This window comes from Flavobacteriales bacterium (genome assembly GCA_016700415.1).
In the GTDB taxonomy this organism is placed as follows: domain Bacteria; phylum Bacteroidota; class Bacteroidia; order Flavobacteriales_F; family PHOS-HE28; genus PHOS-HE28.
This window is the reverse complement of record CP065018.1, coordinates 257,665-276,416: the sequence shown is the minus strand read 5'-3', so window position 1 is coordinate 276,416 and position 18,752 is coordinate 257,665. Positions and strand designations below refer to the sequence as shown.

The 18,752-nt window shown below is 58.9% G+C and carries 22 protein-coding genes and 1 tRNA gene; 13 read left to right on the top strand and 10 right to left on the bottom strand.

The genetic code is table 11. The features are described from left to right. Positions 1-160: 160 nt before the first annotated feature. The 6 genes from clpB (at position 161) to IPP95_01120 (ending at position 5,368) form a co-directional block, all read left to right on the top strand. The gene (gene clpB / locus IPP95_01145; GenBank protein ID QQS72871.1) at positions 161-2,812 is read left to right on the top strand and encodes an ATP-dependent chaperone ClpB; all 2,652 of its coding nucleotides are present in this window, start codon (positions 161-163) and stop codon (positions 2,810-2,812) included. A 101-nt stretch (positions 2,813-2,913) separates the two neighbouring features. Then, complete coding sequence (locus tag IPP95_01140) at positions 2,914-3,309, top strand: nucleotidyltransferase substrate binding protein (GenBank protein QQS72870.1); 396 nt, start codon at positions 2,914-2,916, stop codon at positions 3,307-3,309. Next, on the top strand, positions 3,302-3,667 hold the full coding sequence (locus IPP95_01135; protein QQS72869.1) for a nucleotidyltransferase domain-containing protein: 366 nt from the start codon (positions 3,302-3,304) through the stop codon (positions 3,665-3,667). Before IPP95_01140 ends, IPP95_01135 begins: the two co-directional genes overlap by 8 nt. Next, a complete protein-coding gene (locus IPP95_01130) occupies positions 3,649-4,092 on the top strand; it encodes a hypothetical protein (GenBank protein ID QQS72868.1) in 444 nt (147 codons plus the stop codon). Before IPP95_01135 ends, IPP95_01130 begins: the two co-directional genes overlap by 19 nt. Positions 4,093-4,413: 321 nt before the next feature. After that, complete coding sequence (locus tag IPP95_01125) at positions 4,414-4,857, top strand: hypothetical protein (GenBank protein ID QQS72867.1); 444 nt, start codon at positions 4,414-4,416, stop codon at positions 4,855-4,857. 19 nt (positions 4,858-4,876) lie between these two features. Next, positions 4,877-5,368, top strand: coding sequence for a histidine phosphatase family protein (locus IPP95_01120; GenBank protein ID QQS72866.1), 492 nt, complete (start codon positions 4,877-4,879; stop codon positions 5,366-5,368). A gap of 10 nt (positions 5,369-5,378) precedes the next feature. Here the strand turns inward: IPP95_01120 and IPP95_01115 are convergent, their stop codons facing one another. From IPP95_01115 to IPP95_01105, 3 genes are all read right to left on the bottom strand, one after another. After that, positions 5,379-6,731 carry a hypothetical protein gene (locus tag IPP95_01115; GenBank protein ID QQS72865.1) on the bottom strand — a complete coding sequence of 451 codons (1,353 nt, stop codon included), beginning with the start codon at positions 6,729-6,731 and terminating at the stop codon, positions 5,379-5,381. A gap of 49 nt (positions 6,732-6,780) precedes the next feature. Further along, positions 6,781-7,440 (bottom strand): hypothetical protein, encoded by a 660-nt coding sequence (locus IPP95_01110; GenBank protein ID QQS72864.1) that lies wholly within the window; start codon positions 7,438-7,440, stop codon positions 6,781-6,783. 138 nt (positions 7,441-7,578) lie between these two features. Continuing rightward, complete coding sequence (locus tag IPP95_01105; GenBank protein QQS72863.1) at positions 7,579-8,649, bottom strand: branched-chain amino acid aminotransferase; 1,071 nt, start codon at positions 8,647-8,649, stop codon at positions 7,579-7,581. A 77-nt stretch (positions 8,650-8,726) separates the two neighbouring features. On the opposite strand from IPP95_01105, the gene IPP95_01100 reads away from it, so the two are divergent. The 6 genes from IPP95_01100 (at position 8,727) to IPP95_01075 (ending at position 13,982) form a co-directional block, all read left to right on the top strand. Next, positions 8,727-10,508, top strand: a complete 1,782-nt coding sequence (locus tag IPP95_01100) for a RecQ family ATP-dependent DNA helicase (protein ID QQS72862.1) — start codon at positions 8,727-8,729, stop codon at positions 10,506-10,508. A 2-nt stretch (positions 10,509-10,510) separates the two neighbouring features. Further along, on the top strand, positions 10,511-11,092 hold the full coding sequence (locus IPP95_01095) for a DNA-3-methyladenine glycosylase (GenBank protein ID QQS72861.1): 582 nt from the start codon (positions 10,511-10,513) through the stop codon (positions 11,090-11,092). Beyond that, the gene (locus IPP95_01090) at positions 11,089-12,045 is read left to right on the top strand and encodes a methionyl-tRNA formyltransferase (protein QQS72860.1); all 957 of its coding nucleotides are present in this window, start codon (positions 11,089-11,091) and stop codon (positions 12,043-12,045) included. Before IPP95_01095 ends, IPP95_01090 begins: the two co-directional genes overlap by 4 nt. A 249-nt stretch (positions 12,046-12,294) precedes the next feature. Beyond that, the gene (locus IPP95_01085; GenBank protein ID QQS74161.1) at positions 12,295-12,567 is read left to right on the top strand and encodes an HU family DNA-binding protein; all 273 of its coding nucleotides are present in this window, start codon (positions 12,295-12,297) and stop codon (positions 12,565-12,567) included. Between the two features lie 72 nt (positions 12,568-12,639). Next, positions 12,640-13,344: an RNA methyltransferase gene (locus IPP95_01080; GenBank protein ID QQS72859.1), complete on the top strand. Its 705-nt coding sequence runs from the start codon at positions 12,640-12,642 to the stop codon at positions 13,342-13,344. Between the two features lie 359 nt (positions 13,345-13,703). Beyond that, a complete protein-coding gene (locus IPP95_01075; GenBank protein ID QQS72858.1) occupies positions 13,704-13,982 on the top strand; it encodes a 30S ribosomal protein THX in 279 nt (92 codons plus the stop codon). Between the two features lie 206 nt (positions 13,983-14,188). Here IPP95_01075 and pdxH read toward each other — a convergent pair whose 3' ends face one another. Continuing rightward, entirely contained in the window at positions 14,189-14,833 is a 645-nt protein-coding gene (pdxH, locus tag IPP95_01070) for a pyridoxamine 5'-phosphate oxidase (GenBank protein ID QQS72857.1), read from the bottom strand. 78 nt (positions 14,834-14,911) lie between these two features. Here pdxH and IPP95_01065 point away from each other — a divergent pair, with 78 nt between their 5' ends. After that, positions 14,912-15,499 (top strand): YqgE/AlgH family protein, encoded by a 588-nt coding sequence (locus IPP95_01065; GenBank protein QQS72856.1) that lies wholly within the window; start codon positions 14,912-14,914, stop codon positions 15,497-15,499. On the opposite strand, the gene IPP95_01060 is transcribed toward IPP95_01065, so the two are convergent. The 6 genes from IPP95_01060 to IPP95_01035 form a co-directional block, all read right to left on the bottom strand. Further along, a complete protein-coding gene (locus IPP95_01060; protein ID QQS72855.1) occupies positions 15,492-16,334 on the bottom strand; it encodes an aminotransferase class IV in 843 nt (280 codons plus the stop codon). The two genes, IPP95_01065 and IPP95_01060, sit on opposite strands and share 8 nt — an antisense overlap. Then, entirely contained in the window at positions 16,334-16,831 is a 498-nt protein-coding gene (locus IPP95_01055; GenBank protein QQS72854.1) for an HAD family hydrolase, read from the bottom strand. The genes IPP95_01060 and IPP95_01055 overlap by 1 nt, the downstream gene beginning before the upstream one ends. Position 16,832: 1 nt before the next feature. Then, on the bottom strand, positions 16,833-17,444 hold the full coding sequence (locus IPP95_01050; GenBank protein QQS72853.1) for a rhomboid family intramembrane serine protease: 612 nt from the start codon (positions 17,442-17,444) through the stop codon (positions 16,833-16,835). Positions 17,445-17,466: 22 nt separating this feature from the next. Beyond that, complete coding sequence (locus IPP95_01045) at positions 17,467-17,895, bottom strand: DUF4440 domain-containing protein (GenBank protein QQS72852.1); 429 nt, start codon at positions 17,893-17,895, stop codon at positions 17,467-17,469. A 186-nt stretch (positions 17,896-18,081) separates the two neighbouring features. After that, positions 18,082-18,155: transfer RNA gene (locus IPP95_01040), tRNA-Met, on the bottom strand. A gap of 74 nt (positions 18,156-18,229) precedes the next feature. Continuing rightward, positions 18,230-18,739 (bottom strand): pentapeptide repeat-containing protein, encoded by a 510-nt coding sequence (locus IPP95_01035; protein ID QQS72851.1) that lies wholly within the window; start codon positions 18,737-18,739, stop codon positions 18,230-18,232. Positions 18,740-18,752: the final 13 nt, after the last annotated feature.

Sequence of the window (18,752 nt, the reverse complement as noted above, 5' to 3'; positions counted from 1 at the left end):
CAAGGACACAACAAATCCCCGCCATCCCGTCACCCCGCGATCCATTCTTCGTGCCATTTGTTCAGGTATTGAGCGCAGATTCCGCTTGGTGCGAACTTTGATCATGCCGCATAACGCTGAAGGAGCGTTTTCCAAGATCAGCGAAATACTGAATACAAACATGGACTTGAACAAATTCACGATCCGCTCGCAGCAGGCTATCCAACAGGCGCAGACCATCGCCACCGGCTTGGGCCAGCAACAGATCGAGACCGGCCACCTGCTGAAGGGACTACTGGAGGTGGACCAGGACGTGACGCCATTCCTGCTGAAAAAACTGAACGTCAACACGGCCACCTTGCTTTCAGCCTTGGACCGCATTGTGAACGGTTACCCGAAGGTGCAGGGCGGCGATGTGGTGCTGAGCCGACAAAGTGCTACGGTGCTGAACAAGGCGTTGGCTTCACTGAAGGAGTTCGGCGATGAATTCGCCAGCGTGGAGCACCTGCTGATCGGACTGGAGGCGGGCAGCGACAATGTGGCCCAACTGCTGAAGGATGGCGGCGTGAACCACAAGGACCTCGTGCTTGCGATCAAAGAATTGCGCAAGGGCAGCAAGGTGACCAGTCAGAGCCAGGAGGAGACCTACAATGCGTTGAACAAATATGCGAAGAACCTCAACCAGCTCGCCAAAGAGAACAAGCTGGACCCGGTGATCGGGCGCGATGAGGAGATCCGGCGCGTGCTGCAGATCCTCAGCCGACGCACCAAGAACAACCCGATCCTGATCGGCGAACCCGGCGTGGGCAAGACCGCCATCGCGGAAGGCATCGCGCAGCGCATCGTCAGCGGCGACGTGCCGGACGACCTGAAAAGCAAACAGGTCTTCAGCCTCGACATGGGTTCGTTGGTGGCCGGAGCGAAATACAAAGGTGAATTCGAAGAGCGCCTGAAGGCCGTGGTGAAGGAGGTGATCAGCGCGGAAGGCAACGTCATCCTCTTCATTGATGAGATCCACACGCTGGTGGGCGCGGGCGGGGGTGAAGGCGCGATGGACGCGGCCAACATCCTCAAGCCAGCATTGGCGCGCGGCGAGCTGCGCGCGATCGGTGCCACCACGCTGAACGAGTACCAGAAGTACTTCGAAAAGGATAAAGCCTTGGAGCGCCGCTTCCAGAAAGTGCTGATCGATGAGCCTTCCCGCGAGGACGCCATCAGCATCCTGCGCGGCCTGAAGGAGAAGTACGAAAGCCACCACAAGGTGCTGATCAAGGACGCCGCGATCATCGCTGCCGTGGAGCTCAGCACGCGCTACATCAGCGACCGTTTCCTGCCGGACAAGGCCATCGACCTCATCGACGAGGCGGCCAGCAAACTGCGCATGGAGATCAACTCCAAACCCGAGGAACTGGACGAGGTGGATCGCCGCGTGATGCAGTTGGAGATCGAGCGCGAGGCGATCAAGCGCGAAGGCGACCAAAGCCAATTGGAGGGCTTGAACAAGGAGATCGCCGAATTAGGCAACAAGCGCGACGCGTTGAAGGCCCGCTGGGAAAGCGAGCGCGGCCTCGTGGAGAAGATCAATGAGGCCAAGGACCGTGCGGAGCAATTGAAGTTCGACGCCGCGCAGGCCGAGCGTGAAGGCGATTACGAAAAGGTGGCGGAGATCCGCTACGGACGCATGAAGGAGACCGAGGACCAACTGGCGAAGGCCAAGGCGGACCTTATTGAACTGCAGACCACTTCCAAGATGATCAAGGAGGAAGTGGACGTGGAGGAGATCGCTTCCGTGGTGAGCCGATGGACCGGCATTCCCGTGACGAGCATGCTGGAGACCGAGCGTATGAAGCTGCTCACCTTGGAGGACGAACTGCACAAACGCGTGGTGGGACAGGACCAGGCCGTGCGCGCCGTGGCCGACGCCGTGCGCCGCAGCCGCGCGGGCATGGGCGACGCGAAGCGGCCCATTGGCTCCTTCATCTTCCTAGGGACCACCGGCGTGGGCAAGACCGAGCTGGCCAAGGCGCTCAGCGAAGTGCTCTTCAACGATGAGCACGCCATGACGCGCATCGACATGAGCGAGTACCAGGAACGCCACAGCACCAGCCGTTTGGTGGGCGCGCCTCCGGGCTACATCGGCTATGAGGAAGGCGGACAGCTCACCGAGGCCGTGCGCCGCAAACCGTACAGCGTGGTGCTGCTGGACGAGATCGAGAAAGCGCACCCCGACGTGTGGAACGTGCTGCTGCAAGTGCTGGACGACGGCCGTCTCACCGACAACAAGGGCCGGGTGGTGAATTTCAAGAACACCATCATCATCATGACCTCCAACATCGGCTCGGACATCATCCAGGAGAACTACGAGAAGATCGATGAGAAGAACCACGCGCAAGTGCTGGAGAAGACACGCGACGAGGTGATGGACCTGCTCCGGAAGAGCGTGCGCCCCGAGTTCCTCAACCGCATTGACGAGGTGATCATGTTCGAGCCGCTGAGCCGCGCCAACGTGCGGGAGATCGTGAAGATCCAGCTCGATGCGTTAATGGCCAAGCTCGCGGAGCGCGACATGTTGCTCACCCCGAGCGAGGAAATGGTGGACCACATCGCCCTCTTGGGCTACGACCCGCAATTCGGCGCGCGCCCCATCAAGCGCATGATCCAAAAGGAGCTGCTGAACGAGCTGAGCCGCTGGATCATCGAGGGCAAAGTGGAGGTCAACTCACCGATGGTGATCGACGTCTTCGACGGGAAGATTGTCTTCCGCAAGCCGCTTGAGGATGAGGAGAAGGTGGACGGTGAGGAAAAGGGGAAGCGGAAGAAGGCGGAGGCGTGAGGGAGTTGTCAGTTGTTGGTTGTCAGTTGTCAGGCGTTGCCGCGACGGTACTGCTTTGGCCTCAGACGGAACAAAGAGAGCTATCGTGTTTTCGGCCTGCCATGTCACCTGCCAAACTGGATCTTGCCTCCTTCAAGCGATCACTTGCCGCGTTGCGGAAAGTGACCCGGATGGACTTGGAGGATGAAGTGGTCCGCGATGCGGCCATTAAGCGCTTCGAGTTCACTTACGAGATCGCATGGAAGATGATGCGGCGGCACTTGGAATGGGCAGGCATGACCGACTCGCCCATTACTACGCGGCGCGAATTATTTCGGCAAGCCGCACGGTTCGCGTTGATCGATGAGCCGTTGGCATGGTTCGAATACCATGAAGCCCGGAACCTCACGGCGAACACTTATGACGAGGACAATGCGCGCAAAGTGGCGGGGCTCCTCAAGCAGTTCACCAAGGATGCAGCCAAGCTGCTCCGTGCATTAAAAGAACACCATGCTTGAATTGTCCTCCGATCATCTCGCAATCGTCCGTGCGATCCTAGCGGAACATGTTCCGCAGGCAAAGGCGTGGGCATTCGGTTCGCGTGTGCTTGGCACGGCTAAAAAGTTCAGCGATCTCGACATCGCGATCGAAGCAGAGGATGAACTTTCCATCGGCACCCTCGGCGACTTGCGATATGCCTTCGCGGAAAGTGACCTGCCCATCAGCGTCGATCTCTTGGACATGCGCACGGTGAGAATGCCATTCAAAACAGATCGTGGAACGGCAACGTGTGCCGCTTTGATGCGCACGATGCAAGTGCCGTGGGCCCGAATGTCAAGATCGCCCCGTACCTTGCGATGGAGGATTACGTCGTGATCGATGGCAAGAAATTGAAAATGGCAAAGCGCCTCGGCACCCTTTTCACAGCGGCGGTATTGTTCTCGCTCCTGCTCGGCATCTATTACCATATAGCGGCCGATCGTATCCGGATCGACGGTTTCTCCGGTGAGGTCTGCGATCTACTTCTAATGACAGACACGAAATATGCGGATGGCTATTCCCAAGAAGGCTTTAGCCGTATCCGGAAAGGGATGACGGAGCATGAGGTCCTTGACATTCTTGGCGAACCTTTGGCACGATGGAGTCCCTATGACTTTCCGCATACCCCATATCCCGAAAAGGCCCACTTTGTCGGCCTAGAATACAGCAGGAGTCCCTCAAGCAAGAATTACAGGCTTCGAGAGGTCTATTTGGACAATGGGGTTGTAGCGCAAGTGATCGGGTACCTCTATTGGGATTGAGTTCAAAAGCACCGGCTGCCCCTGGACCCTGATCGCTCACGCCTTGAGCCGTAGCCCGAACTGAAAGCGTTCTTGTGCGTTATCAACCAGACCGAATGTCATGAACAGACTCTTCAAAACCCTCATTGCCGGCTATGGAGCAAAGAAGCTCGGTGGCGGATGCCTCAGCACGGTGGTGATCTTCATCATCATCTACGCGCTGCTCGGCCATTGCAACTGAGCAAAGTCCCGATCGTTGATCGATCGTGCATAACACGTCCTTGACGTTTCCACCGCGCATCCCCTGTGCGAGTAGTTTGCGTCCCATCAGAGAAGACTAAAATGACTTTCACTTCCCAATTGGACGAAATGCTGGTGGCCCTGCGCCAAACGCACGCACGGCTCCTCGCACCGCTGGACCACCAGCAATTGTTGCTCCCCACTGACCCTGAGATCTTCGTGGAGGACGTCCTGCTCTACGTGATGGACGAATGGAAGGCCGACTTACGCAAGGAGGGCCATGTGCTTGACGAGATCACTGCATGGAAGGACACCGTGAACCACTATCCGCGGTTCGACCTGCGCATGCGCGGTGGCGCGGTGGTGGACCTGCTCTTTACCGGCAACTATCCGGAGACCTTGTTCCTGCACCTCAGTAAAGGCACGGAGAGCAAGAACCAGTTCAGCGATGCTCAATCCATGCAAGTGCCGCTACTGGTGAGCAACGACCCCAATGCGCTGCTCTATTCGATCATCGGTGGGCTGAAGGAATTCACCAAAGGTTGAGCTTTTACCGTCCGGCCGGATGCGCACGTTGTATATCGTTCGCCATGCGAAAAGCTCCTGGGCCGACCCGGGCATGAGCGACTTCGACCGCCCCTTGAACGAGCGCGGCATGCACGATGCACCGATGATGGCCGAACGTTTTGACGGCAGGCTGGAGCCCGTGGATCTGTTGATGAGCAGCCCCGCCAAACGCGCCCTCACCACAGCCAACTTCTTTGCTGCGGCATTGGAGAACGCACCTGTCCATGAGATCCCGGAGCTCTACCTGGCTGATCGCAGATCGCTCCTGTACATCATAGGCAAACTGCCCGATGGTGTGCGACAAGCGATGTTGTTCGGCCATAACCCCGGAGTGAGCGAACTGGTGGAACTGCTTACCGGGAACGGCATCGGCGACATGCCAACCTGTGCCACCGTTCGTATTGATCTGCATGTGGCCACTTGGCAAGAGGTCGTCGCTGGCACCGGTACGCTCAAGTGGTGGGATACGCCGAAGAGCGACCAGGGATGAGCCGATCACCTTACATCCGTTCCCTGTAGACCGTGCGTTTCTGCAACGAAGCGTATGGGCGCCAGATGTAGTACACCTTGCCGGCCTGCACCTGCACACGTTCAGGATAGCTGTTCGCCAAGCGGAAGGGATCGCCCAATGCGCCGGAAACGGGATCAATGGAACGCAACCACGTGATCCCGTTGCGCTGGAACACCGCGTAGATCCGTTGGGTCATCCGGTCTTGGACAAGTTCCCCGGACCAGAACCGCCCCTCCGCTTTGACTTGGTACGGCAGCGCGACCTCCCCTGCCGCGGACAAGGAGCGTGCGAACTTCCGTAATCGCCAACGCTCGTGGTCGAAGACCAACAAGGTGTCGCCCACCACGAAGAGCGGCGCATAAACCGGCCGGTACCAGATGTTATGGCTGAAGCCGCTCATGTATCCCGCCACCACTTCCTTGTCCACGCCAAGCTGCGCCGCAAGGTTCATCGCCGCCACCTTGTCCGGCCCCTTCATGTATTTGTACGAACTGCGGAACAGGTCCATCATGAAGGTGTCCACCACGGAACAGATCCGTCGCGTAGTGTCGCGTTCCGGATCGAAGGCGAGGTGGTCCAGCGCCGGATATTCCGGGGCGGCGTTCGAGCCCAACACCCAGCCGGGGATGCTGTCCGACCATGGCAACACCGCCCGGCGCAGTTCATCCAAGCCGAACGGCCGAAGCACCAGTTCATCGCCGGAGCGTCCCACACTGAACGCGTGCCGCGTGCCCTCGATCACCACGTCGTTCCGCAGGTCGTGCCGAAGCCCGAACACATCCTCGGGCACCGGACATGAGACCACTTCGTTGAATGACGTATCCAGCAGCACCAGCCGGACATCACGCAGGATCTCCTTGCTCGCATCCACCTGCGAGCGCACCATGCGCGGATGCTCGTAGGCCAGCACCCAGAGCCCTTCATCGTTGATAAAAAGATCCGCCGCATGCAGGTCCGGGCGCTCGAAGACAACCTCAGGAACAGCGCGCCCTACGGTGACCGCGCCAAGCTGATAGTCCTTCGGCACCAAGCGGACGACCCATGCACCATCCAATTTCTCCATATCCTTCAAGCGGACTTCCAACGCACGATAGCTGACGTGTTCGAAACGCAACCTCACATCCGATCGAGCGTCCCATCGCAGTTGCGCCTTGCCCTCCACCTCCGTTGTTCGCTGCGGAACGCCGTCCACGGTGATCGACACCTCGGGAATGGGATGCCCATCCAGGCTGTCCACTACCAGCACCGTCCGCGAGCCGGTCTGAGCGGATGCCGCCTTTGGCCCGGTCAACGCGAATACACATGCCAGTACAAAAAGGAAGAGCTTCGAGCGCAGCTTCATCAAGGGAAAGATGCGACATCCTTCCCGAATGCATGATCAGGAAGCAGGATCAATGCCCTTTCGCAGTTGCCCGGCGCGTATCGCGAAGCATGGAGAATAAAGCTACACACGCTATAACACATGCGGAAAGGAATAGCGGCCATTGGAAGGAAACGGGCACATAGTCGGCCAGCGCGGACATCCCCGTGGCCTCCACGCCCCGGCCAGGCTCCAAGGTCCGCAGGTACCTGATCGGATCGGACATGAAGGTGTACAACATGATCGCGCCAGCACCGATCAGCAGGCTCCATTGGACACGTGTCGGCCCATAGTTGGGCATGCGTGTACGCCCATGCAAGATCACCGCCGCAAGGCCGAGCATGCCCAACGACACCATGCACGGTGCCAGCACCGGTCCAACCCAGACCGTGGGCAGCAAGAAGAGGACATCCCACGTGAAGAAGCTTTCCGGCCAGCCCAACAAGACCTTCAGGAAGACATAGTAGAAAAGGTCCCAGATCGCGAACGCCCAACAGAACCAGGCAAACCGCTCCATGCGCCCCTTCGCGATCAACGCCCCTGGTGCAAGCAACATCACCAACGTTGCGAACTCCCGGAGCAGCTCCGTCAGAACGAGCGTCGTGTCCATCGGCACCAAGGGGAAGTTGAACCCGTCCGGATAATAGAGCGCTCGCAGGTAGACCACCACGGCGGATTCAAGGAAACCCATGGCCACCGCAAAGGCGGTGACCCATGGCAAGAGACGGTACCAAGACCGTTGCACTGGATCCATGCGGGAAGACACGGAGGACATTACGGTATGGAACGGTACCGGACGGCCGGTAGTCTCTGTGCAGGTCCGGTAGCGTCAAGAAGCCTTCACCACCCAGCCGCGGGTGTCCGACACGCGGCCGCGCCGGATGTCGTCCAGCAACTTGCCGATCCGCATCACTTCGCTGTTCTCGTCCACCGGTGGCAGCTTCAGGTCCTCGCCCTTGTAGCCGATCACAGCGATCGGCGCGATCGTGGCGGCCGTACCGGCGCCGAAGGCAGAGGTCACCTTGCCGTTGCCCACACCGGACACCACTTCTTCCACGGTCACTCTCCGCTCCTTCACGGACAGGCCCATTTCACCGGCGATCCTCAGGATGCTGTCCCGTGTGATCCCCGCCAGGATCGTCCCGTCCAAGCTGGGGGTGGTCAATACGCCGTCGATGATGAAGAAGACGTTCATCGTACCGCTCTCCTCGATGTACTTGTGCTCCATCGCATCGGTCCACAACAACTGGTGGTAGCCGGCATCCTGCGCCATCTTCGAGGGATAAAGCCCGCCCGCATAGTTGCCGCCGCACTTCACCTCGCCGGTCCCTCCGGGGAAGGCCCGGCTGTACTCCAGTTCGATACGCACTTTCAACGGCTCCTGATAGTAGCCACGGACCGGGCTCATGAAGATGATAAAGCGGTAGCCGTCGCTGGGCTTCACACCGATGTATTCGTCGTCCGCGTACATGAACGGACGGATGTACAACGCGCCGTCCTTCCCTTCCGGCAACCAGGCCCCGTCCAGGCGCACCAGTTCCTTCAGCCCTTCCAGAAAAAGGTCCTCCGGGATCTGGGGCATGCACATCCGCTTCGCACTGCGGTTCATCCGGGCAATGTTCGCCTCCGGCCGGAACAGCGTCACCTCGCCCTGTTCATTTCGATAGGCTTTCATGCCTTCGAATATCGTTTGGGCATAGTGGATCACCAGCGTGGCCGGGCTCATCTCTTGATCGCCGAAAGGCACGATCTGCGGCCGTTGCCATGCACCGTCCACAAAATCCATCACGAACATGTGGTCGGTGAAGACCCGGCCGAATTTCAAATGCTCCAGATCGGTCTCCGGAAGGCGGGAACGTTCGATGTTCCTAATATCCATACTTGGTGCAGCACTGATCATTTCGCTGTGTTTGTGCCCAAATGTAACCTCTCTCGCTAAGGATTCCCAGAACCCGGACCCGTATCCTTGTGCTTCCAATGGCCCGCGATATCCAAGAAGTCCTTCTCTCCGTATGGGGCTATCCCGAATTCCGGCCCATGCAGGAAGAGGTGGTACGGGCCGTGATGAACGGCGAAGACACGCTCGCGTTGATGCCCACCGGTGGAGGGAAGAGCCTGTGCTTTCAAGTGCCGGCCCTCGCAATGGGCAAGCTTTGCATCGTGGTGTCGCCGCTGATCGCACTGATGCGCGATCAGGTGGAACGGCTCCGTAAACAGGGCGTTCGCGCCACTGCCGTCACCAGCGGCATGGGCCATGTGGAGATCGACAATGCCTTGGACAGTGCGATGCTCGGTAAGTTGGACTTCCTCTATGTCTCGCCGGAACGGTTGGGCTCGGATCTCTTCAAGGCGCGTCTTTCGCGTATGCCCGTCGGTCTCATCGCGGTGGACGAGGCCCATTGCATCAGTCAGTGGGGTTATGATTTCCGGCCCGCGTACATGCTTATCGGCTCGCTCCGCGAAGCCCATCCCAAGGTACCCATCCTGGCATTGACCGCCTCGGCCACACCGGAGGTGGCGAAGGACATCATGAAGCGGCTGGATTTCCGGAAGAAGAACGAATTACGCGGCTCCTTCATCCGGCCTGAGCTCACCTTCTGGGTAAGCCGTGGCGAGGACAAGCTCGGAAGGTTGTTGCGGATCGCGCACAAGGTGCAAGGCAGCGGCATCGTCTACTTGCGCGACCGCCGCGGCACGGTGCGGATCGCACAATACCTGAAGCAGCACGGCATCAGCGCCGAAGCCTACCACGCAGGGCTCCCGTTCGAGGACCGTGAACGGGTACAACGTGAATGGTCGGAAGGAAAAACGCGCTTCGTGGCTGCAACGAACGCCTTCGGGATGGGGATCGACAAGGCCGACGTGCGCTCCGTGGTACACCTGGAACCACCGCCGGACATGGAGAGCTACTATCAGGAATCGGGGCGCGCCGGACGCGACGGCAAATCCGCTTATGCATTCCTCTTGACCCATCCGGCGGACGAGGGGAAGCTGCGCGAAAAGGTGGATGCTTCCTTCCCGTCGCTCAACGAGGTCCGCCGCGTTTACCAGGCCTTCGCCGATCAACATGGTATCGCCTTGGGCGCCGGCGAGTTCGAGGCCTACAACCTGGACCTGGCTGAACTGGGCCGAAGGGCGACCCTGCCCGTGGCCAAAGTGAACAACGCGCTGAAGGCCCTTGAGCTCGACGGTGGCATCGCCTTGTCGGACGGTGCGCATTCCCCCTCACGCGTGCTGATGCGCGCCGGGGCGGACACTGTACACGACCTGCGCGTGAAGGACAACCGCGCCGGGCCTTTGCTGGAGGCCCTGTTGCGGCTGTATGGCGGGCTCTTCGAGGAAGCCGCCATCATCGACGAGGAAGCGCTGGCCAAACACCTGGGCAAGTCCGTGATGCACGTGCGCAACCTGCTGTTCGACCTCTCCCGCACCAATGTGCTCTTCTATCGGCCAAGGAATGATTCACCCACGGCGACGCTGCTCATCCCGCGACGCGATGCACGGACGTTGACACTGAACAAGGAAGCTCTACAGGCACGCGAGGAGCGCGCACGCGAGCGGATGGAAGCGATGGTGGCGTTCGCATTCCATGATCTTGGATGCCGGGAATCCGCGGTGCTCCGTTATTTCGGGGAGACACCGCAAGCGCCCTGTCGCCGGTGCGACAACTGCCAGGCAGCCGACCGGACGAACATCGTGCAGGAGCCGCCTGTTCGTTGGGAGGTGGATGAAGGGCATGCGATCCGCGATCGCAACTGAGCATGAAAAAGTTGGACCGGAGATTCTATGCGAATAGCGATGTGGTCGAAGTGGCGCGCGAACTTTTAGGCAAGGTGCTCGTGACGAACATCGACAGGGAGCTCACCTCAGGTGTGATCTCCGAGACCGAAGCCTATGCCGGCGCAGTGGACCGTGCATCGCATGCGTATGGGGGAAAGGTGACCAAGAGGAATGCCATCATGTATGGAGAACCGGGCTTCGCCTACATATACCTCTGCTACGGCATCCACCATCTCTTCAACATCGTCACCGACATGCCGGGCATCGCTCATGCCGTGCTGGTGCGCGCCATCCATCCCTTGCAAGGAAAAGAGACCATGCTACGAAGGCGTAACGCTAAGGTGCTCACCACCACCGGCCCCGGAACACTGTCCCAGTCGCTCGGCATCCGAACGGCACATACCGGCACCGATCTGCTGGGCGATCTCATCACCGTCGAGGACCACGGCATCACCATTCCCCGGACTTCCGTTATCATCGGCCCGCGTATCGGCGTGGACTATGCCGGCAAGGATGCGTTGCTCCCCTATCGCTTCCACTTCGATCCCCGTATACTGAAATGAACCGACGCATTGTTTTCATGGGCACCCCCGCGTTCGCGGTGGCCTCCCTCAACGCGCTCATCAATGCCAAAATGGATGTGGCCGCCGTGGTAACCGCACCAGATCGGCCTGCGGGGCGCGGGCGGCAATTGCGCATGAGCGCCGTGAAGGAACGCGCGTTGGAACTCGGCCTCCCTGTACTTCAGCCCGAGAACTTGAAAGCGCCCGAGTTCCATGCGCAATTGGATGCAACGAAAGCATCGCTCTATGTGGTGGTGGCGTTCCGGATGCTGCCCGAGGCGGTGTGGGCGCGGCCGAAGAATGGCACGGTGAACCTGCATGCCTCGCTCCTCCCCGACTATCGCGGTGCGGCCCCGATCAACTGGGCCGTGATCAATGGCGAGCAGCGCACCGGGGTGACCACCTTCATGATCAACGGACGCATCGACACCGGTGACATCCTGCTCCGAGAGGTCGTCGAGATAGGTCCCGAAGAAAACACCGGCGCCCTGCATGACCGGTTGATGAGCATCGGTGCCGACCTGCTCGTTCGTACGGCGAAGGACATTCTGGACGGCACGGTGGAAAGCATCCCCCAGGCACAGTTCGCCGGGGACCGCGTACACGATGCACCGAAGTTGACGCCGCTCTCATCCCGGATCGACTGGGATCTTTCCGCACAACGCGTCCACGACCATATAAGAGGACTATCACCTTATCCCGGTGCATGGACCACATGGAAGGAGGAGGGGCACGACGATCGCCAGTTCAAGATCCTCGCGGCCCGGCGCGCACCGGCCTCCACGGAAAAGTCACGGCCCGGCCAGGTGACCCTGGTGGACGATCGCCTGTTGATCGGATGTAGCAACGGTCCGATCGAGGCGCTGGAAGTGCAGATGCAAGGCAAACGCCCGATGAGCGCGGAGGCCTTTTTACGCGGGCTTCATAACCGGACAGGGATCCACGTCGCATAAAAACCCAGTTGTTCATCACCGTCGAAGTGAAGGGGATCCGGCTCTTCACTTCCTCCTCCTTGAGACATTTGGGACCGTTCCCGCAAACCCTTGGTATCAGTAGTTATGCGCCCGACTTATGAACAAACCCCCTGATTTTTCAACATTTTCCGCTCAATCCCTCTGAAACCCTTGACAGCAGGGGCTTTCCAAATACATTTGCTCCGAGTTCATCATCTAACCAACACTCAAAACCAAAAGAACATGGGACTGAACAAAGCAGAATTGATCGAATCGATCGCCGCTGAGGCGAAGATCTCCAAGGCGGACGCCAAGCGTGCCTTGGACGCTTTCGTGAACAACACCACGAAGGCTTTGAAAAAAGGTGAGCGCGTAGCCCTCGTTGGCTTCGGCACCTTCAGCATCACCAAGCGTGCAGCCCGTAAAGGCCGCAACCCGCAGACCGGCAAGGAGATCAAGATCGCCGCTAAGAAAGTGGTGAAGTTCAAGGCCGGTGCGGACCTGAGCAAGAAGGTGAAGTGATCATCACCCGACATTGGAAAGGTCCTCCATTCGTGGGGGACCTTTTCTTTTGTACCACTTCAACATTCACCCATGGCCACCGACGCCGAGCGATACGCCCAACTTGCCCCCTTCATTTCCGACAACAAGCGGGCCCTCTTCGAGCGCATCGCCCAAGAGCGCACACGGCATGTCACCGTGGTGTTAGAGGACATCTACCAACCCCACAATGCAAGCGCGGTGGTGCGCACGGCCGACCTCTTAGGCGTGCAGGATATCCACATCATAGAGAATCGGAACAAGTACACCGTGAACCCGGACGTCACACTGGGCTCCTCGAAGTGGACCGACATGATCCGCTATCGCGATCGTGCCGCGGACAACGTACTCACCTGCGTGACCGCATTGAAGGAGAACGGTTACCGTATCGTCGCAACCTCTCCACGGGCGGACAGCATGACACCGGAGACCATTCCGCTGGACAAGCCCATGGCCTTCTGCTTCGGCACCGAGCTCACCGGACTGAGCGATGGCATGATGGAGCACGCCGACACCTTCCTGCGCATTCCGATGCACGGCTTCACGGAGAGCTTCAACATCTCGGTGTCCGCGGCGATCGTCCTTTATACAGTGATGCAACGTCTGCGCAATTCGGACGTGGAATGGCGGTTGGACGAAAGCGCGATCGACGCGCTCAAACTTTCGTGGGCGCGCAAGACCGTGCATTCCGCGCAATTCCTTGAAGCGCGTTTCGACAAGGAGGCCGACGGCATTTCCGATGAGGAAGTATCGGAGTGATCGCCCCTTCCATGATCCAGCGAACACGATCTTGCGATGACGGCACGACCGGTCACGCACTTTTTTTTCACTTCGCGACCGTCCATGAGAACATGATCGCACGTGTTGAACGACTCCATCTTCATCATCACGAACATGCACGAAGTAGATCACATTGAAGATGCGGGCACTTAAAAACATCAGCGTTGACAAGGCGTTCAGCGCTCAAGCAACTTCAACCCGCATTTGCGATGACCATCAATACCGTTGATCGGACCGATGGTTCTCAACACAGTTCAGTGGAGAAATGAAACCGTACTCATGATGTGCGCGTTACAACTTGCGGATAGATTTGGATCAAATCCTAAACACTCCAGACAATGGGTAAAGGTGATATGAAGACGAAGAAGGGTAAGCGTACCGCTGGTAGCAAAGGCAAGGCTCGTCCTGCCAAGCGCACGGTAGCCTCTGCCAAGAAGGCCGCTGCCAAGAAAGCAGCGCCAAAGAAAAAAGCAGCGCCGAAGAAGGCAGCCGCTAAAAAGGCAGCGCCGAAGAAGGCAGCCGCTAAAAAAGCAGCGCCGAAGAAGGCAGCCGCTAAGAAGGCAGTCGCCAAGAAGGCAGCTCCTAAGAAGAAGGCCGCTGCCAAGAAGAAGAAGTAAGCGGCAGAACGCGACAGAAGCAAAGACCCCCGAGAGATCGGGGGTCTTCTGCTATATGGATGTTCCGTCACACCATCATCGGAACGCAAGTCCACATGAATGACACCGGGCTCCCTCACGGACCGTCCCTCTTCGGCACGGTCCCGAAAACCCGGATGATGACCATCCCTCAGGTCGTCATGCATAAGTACGGACGCGGGGCCGGTTCAGGGCTGGAGCCGCATGCGCTGCCAGCTACCGTCGCTGAAGCGCTCGTAGGCAAGCCGGTCATGCAAGCGGCTCGCACGTCCTTGCCACAGTTCCATCCTCACCGGCCTTACAAGGATGCCGCCCCAATGTTCCGGGCGCGGCACTTCTTGTCCTTCGAACCGTTTGGTCCAGCGCTCGAATCGCTCCTCCATCGCAGCCCGGTCCTCCACGGTCCTGCTTTGGTCACTGCTCCAAGCACCGATCCGACTTGCCCTCGGGCGATCGGCGAAGTATGCATCACTTTCTTCCGATGGAAGCTTCACCGCCTTTCCCTCGATCCGGACCTGACGCTCCAACGCCGGCCAGAAAAAGGTGAGCGCGGCCCTTGGATCGCGCTCCAGGTCCATCGCCTTGCGACTGTTGTAGTTGGTGTAGAAGACGAAGCCGCGCTCATCCGCTTGACGAAGCAGCACCACGCGGCAACTGATGCTCATGCTGCCGACGGTGGAGAGCATCATCGCGTTGTGGTCCGGTTGGCCCGTTCGCTCCGCCTCGTCCAGCCATGACAGGAACAAGCGCATCGGGTCCATCCCCGCATCCGTTTCCATCAGCGACGACCGATCGTACTCATTCCGTTCCCCCACTTTTCGTTCCTCGCCCATGGCCTGCGTTTTTCTGTTGCGGCGAAGTTATCCGTTGCGGCATGATCGGATGAAATCGTACATTTCATCCGTTGCACCATGTCGACCGACCCGCTTGAACTCGACCCGCCCAACCCGTTGCCTCCCGCTCCGGGAACACTGCTCGTGAGCGGCCCCTATCTCGCCGACCCGTATTTCAGAAGGTCCGTGGTGCTGTTGTGCATGCATGATGACGAGGGCTCCTTCGGTCTGGTCCTCAACCGCCCGATCGACATGGCCGTATCGGATCTCATGGAGGACATGCCGACCGTACCTTCCTCCGTAGGTATCGGAGGTCCTGTGCAAAGCGGCAACCTCTTCTACTTGCACACCTTGGGGCCGCGCATTGAAGGAAGCATGAAGGTGGTGGACGACATCCACATGGGCGGCGATTATGACCAGCTCAAAGCAATGCTCTCCGCAGCGCCGAAACTGGCCAAGCATGTCCGCTTCTTCGTAGGATACAGTGGTTGGGGCGCGGATCAATTGAACACGGAGATCGAACAACGTTCCTGGTTGATCCATCCTGCGGACAAGCGCGTGGTGATGAATTCCCGTACGGAAAACCTGTGGGCTAACACGCTGCGGACCATGGGTCCCGCCTATGCACCGCTCGCGAATTTTCCGGAAGACCCCTCGCTCAACTGAGCACCTTCTTCACCAACAGGTCCTGCAAGCGCAAGGCCATGCGGTGCGCATAACGCTTGGTGCGATAAGCGCCCACCCACTGTACGCCCAAGGCCGCATTGGTGAAGAACAGCTCATCCGCCACCAGTAAGTTCTGCGGCGTCAATGAGCTCTCGTACACCTTGATGCCGTTCTCCAGCGCGACGTTGATGACCTGCATGCGCATGATGCCGCCTAAGCAGCCGTCGGTAAGCGGAGGCGTGTACAGTACACCGTTGCTCACGATGAAGATGTTCCCGGAACTGCTCTCAATGATGTTGCCGCGGTCGTTCTGCAAAAGGCAATCGTCCAGGTGGTTCTCAATGGACCACAGACAGGCCATCACGTAAAGCTGCGAATCCAACGTCTTGTGGACGGAGAGCAGATTGACGGCCTTTCGCATTTCGGGATAGAGATCTACAGTGTGTCCCCGTTCATTGAGGATATAGGTGTCCCGCTCCACGGGCATTAGTTCAATGGTGTACGCACCGTCGTTCCGTTCCGGCCTGAAAAAGCCCGGTGAATCACGGAACACCGTGAGGCGGCAGCGCGCATTAGGCATCTCATTGCGCTCGAACAGTTCCGTGATCGCCTGTTCCAGGCTTTCGAAGTCCAGGTTCTTCGGCATCGAGATCCGCAGGACCTTCAGCCCTTCCACGAGGCGGGACCAGTGCGCATCCAAAAAGCAGATGCGCCCGCGCACGATCCGCATGGTCTCGAACACGCCATCACCAAAGTGGAAGGCCCGGTTGTCCAAGGGGATCACCGGCGCATCGGCCGGGCATAGAGCTCCATTGAGATTTACGTAGGCCCCCATCAGATAAAATCTTCCTTTTTCAACAATGGCATTAAAGCTTGGTCGGCCGGTACCAGCACCCCGCGAATGCCGACCGTGGCGGCGGCGTCCAGGTCGCGTTGGCGGTCGCCCACCATCAAGGACCGTGATGGATCGATGCCGAAGCGGGCCACGGCACGTTCAAAAAGCAGGCCGGCCGGCTTGCGGCACAGGCACCGGCCTTGGGAGGGATGATGTGGGCAGTAGTACACGGCGTCGAGTTGTGCGCCCTGCAGGGCAAGCTGCCGGTGAAGATAGCCATGTAAACGTTCCACATCGCCGTGGCCGTAAAGACCCAGTCCGATCCCGCTCTGGTTGGTCACCACGATGACGGGCAGCCCCGCCGCATGCGCCGCTTTGACAGCTTCCCCCACATCCGGAAGTATCTCGAAATCCTCCAACTTCCAAGTGTGCGAACCGCGCTCCCGGTTGATCACACCGTCGCGGTCAAGGAACAAAGCGGCCCTTCCTTCGCCCATATCAGAAACTGACCGCTTCAATGAAGTGCGACACCACGTGCGGGCCGAGCAAAGCGGTGAAGGCTATACCGTACAAGGCACCGAAATAGTGCGCGTCATGCGCTATGCCGTCCCTTCCCTTTTTGCTCATGTACCATTCGTAGGCCAAATAGAGGCCGCCGAAGATCCAGGCCGCCATGGGAATGGGCAGGAAGATGAGCATCAGCTTGGTGTCCGGATGCAACAGGATAAAGGAGAACACCACGGCGGAAGTGGCGCCTGATGCGCCCACCGCACGGTATTGGGGATCATGACGGTGCTTGAAGTAGCCGGGCAGCGAGCTCAGGATGATGCCGCCGAGGTACAGAATGAGATATGGCAGCAGTGGGTCTTTGCCAGTGAGTTCACCATAAGCGTTCTCCACTGCCGTGCCGAACATCCAGAGCACGTACATGTTCACCAGCAGGTGCATGATGCTTCCATGCACGAAGCCGTGCGAGATGAAGCGGAACCAGTCCTTGCTATCGTGCATCACGAAAGGCTGGAACAAGAGGTTCTCGAACAACCGCTGGTTGTTGAGCGCAGCCAAGGATACCACTACGGTGACCGCTATGATGACGAGGGTGATCGACATGGGCGCAAGTTAGCCGCCACCCTCAGTATGTATGGTCTCGCAAGATCCGCCAGCCTCGGGGTGTTCGCACCCAGAAAAGGCTGAAGCCGCCGGAAAGGGTGTCCTGCGAACGGACCAGACGCCACGTGCCCGTACACCAGGCATGGTCGGCCCCTGCACCCAGGATCTCCAACTGCCCGAAATCAAGTGTCCCCATCGCCTCCCGGTCCGGATACCGTTTTTCATAGCGTGCCGTTACCACGGACTTTCCGCAGGTCCTCTCCTTGAGGCTGATGAAGCAAGCACTGTCATCATACGCCTGCATGAAGCTGGGGATGTCGCCGTTATTCCAGGCCTTTTCCTGTTGGGAAATGGTTGAACGGATGGCATCCATGTCCGATGAGGAGAACGTGGGAGCCGCGCAAGCTGCCAATAACAACAGGACCACGACAGGGAAGATCTTAATGTACATGTGGGGCCTCTGGTCGGATTGAAATAGGACTCTCCTAAGCCGACTTCTGGACACAGGCCGAAGCTAAGGATCCTGCGGACCTGCCACCCTGCCGCATTTGAATGACCGGGCCGAAATTGAACTCCTGACGCCCGCTCCCAAAACAAAGCCCCCCAGCTTTCGCTGAAGGGCTTGCTACCGTAGGAGTAGCGCGAGAGTGACTTGAACACTCGACCTCGTGATTATGAATCACGCGCTCTAACCAGCTGAGCTACCGCGCCATTTCGGGCCGCGAATATAGCAAGGTGCCCGAACCTTGAAAACTGGGCCATACTTGCACGGCAACCGGATCTGCTTACCTTTCCCCCACACCGATACCGAGCTTTTCGACCATGGCGCAATTGAAGACCAAGCCCCGCAGTAAGGCTGCGAAACCCGCCAAACCGTCCGTCGGGCGCAAAATGAGCAAGGGAAAAGCCGCATCCACGAAAAAGGCTTCCGCCAAGAAGGCGCCCGCGAATAAGTCTCCCGCAAAGAAGTCCTCCGCCAAGAAGGCGCCCGTGAAAAAAGCTCCGGCGAGGAAGGCCCCAGCCAAGAAGGCGCCCGTGAAAAAGGCCCCGGCAAAGAAGGTTCCCGCCAAGAAGGCACCCGTGAAAAAGGCCCCGGTGAAGAAGGCCCCAGCAAAGAAGGCACCCGTGAAAAAAGCCCCGGCGAAGAAGGCCCCAGCAAAGAAGGCACCCGAGAAAAAAGCCCCAGCGAAAAAGGCCCCAGCAAAGAAGGCGCCCGTGAAAAAGGCCCCGGTGAAGAATGCTCCCGCAAAGAAGGCGCCCGTGAAAAAGGCCCCGGCACAGAAGGCCCCCGCCAAAACAGTCCCCTCG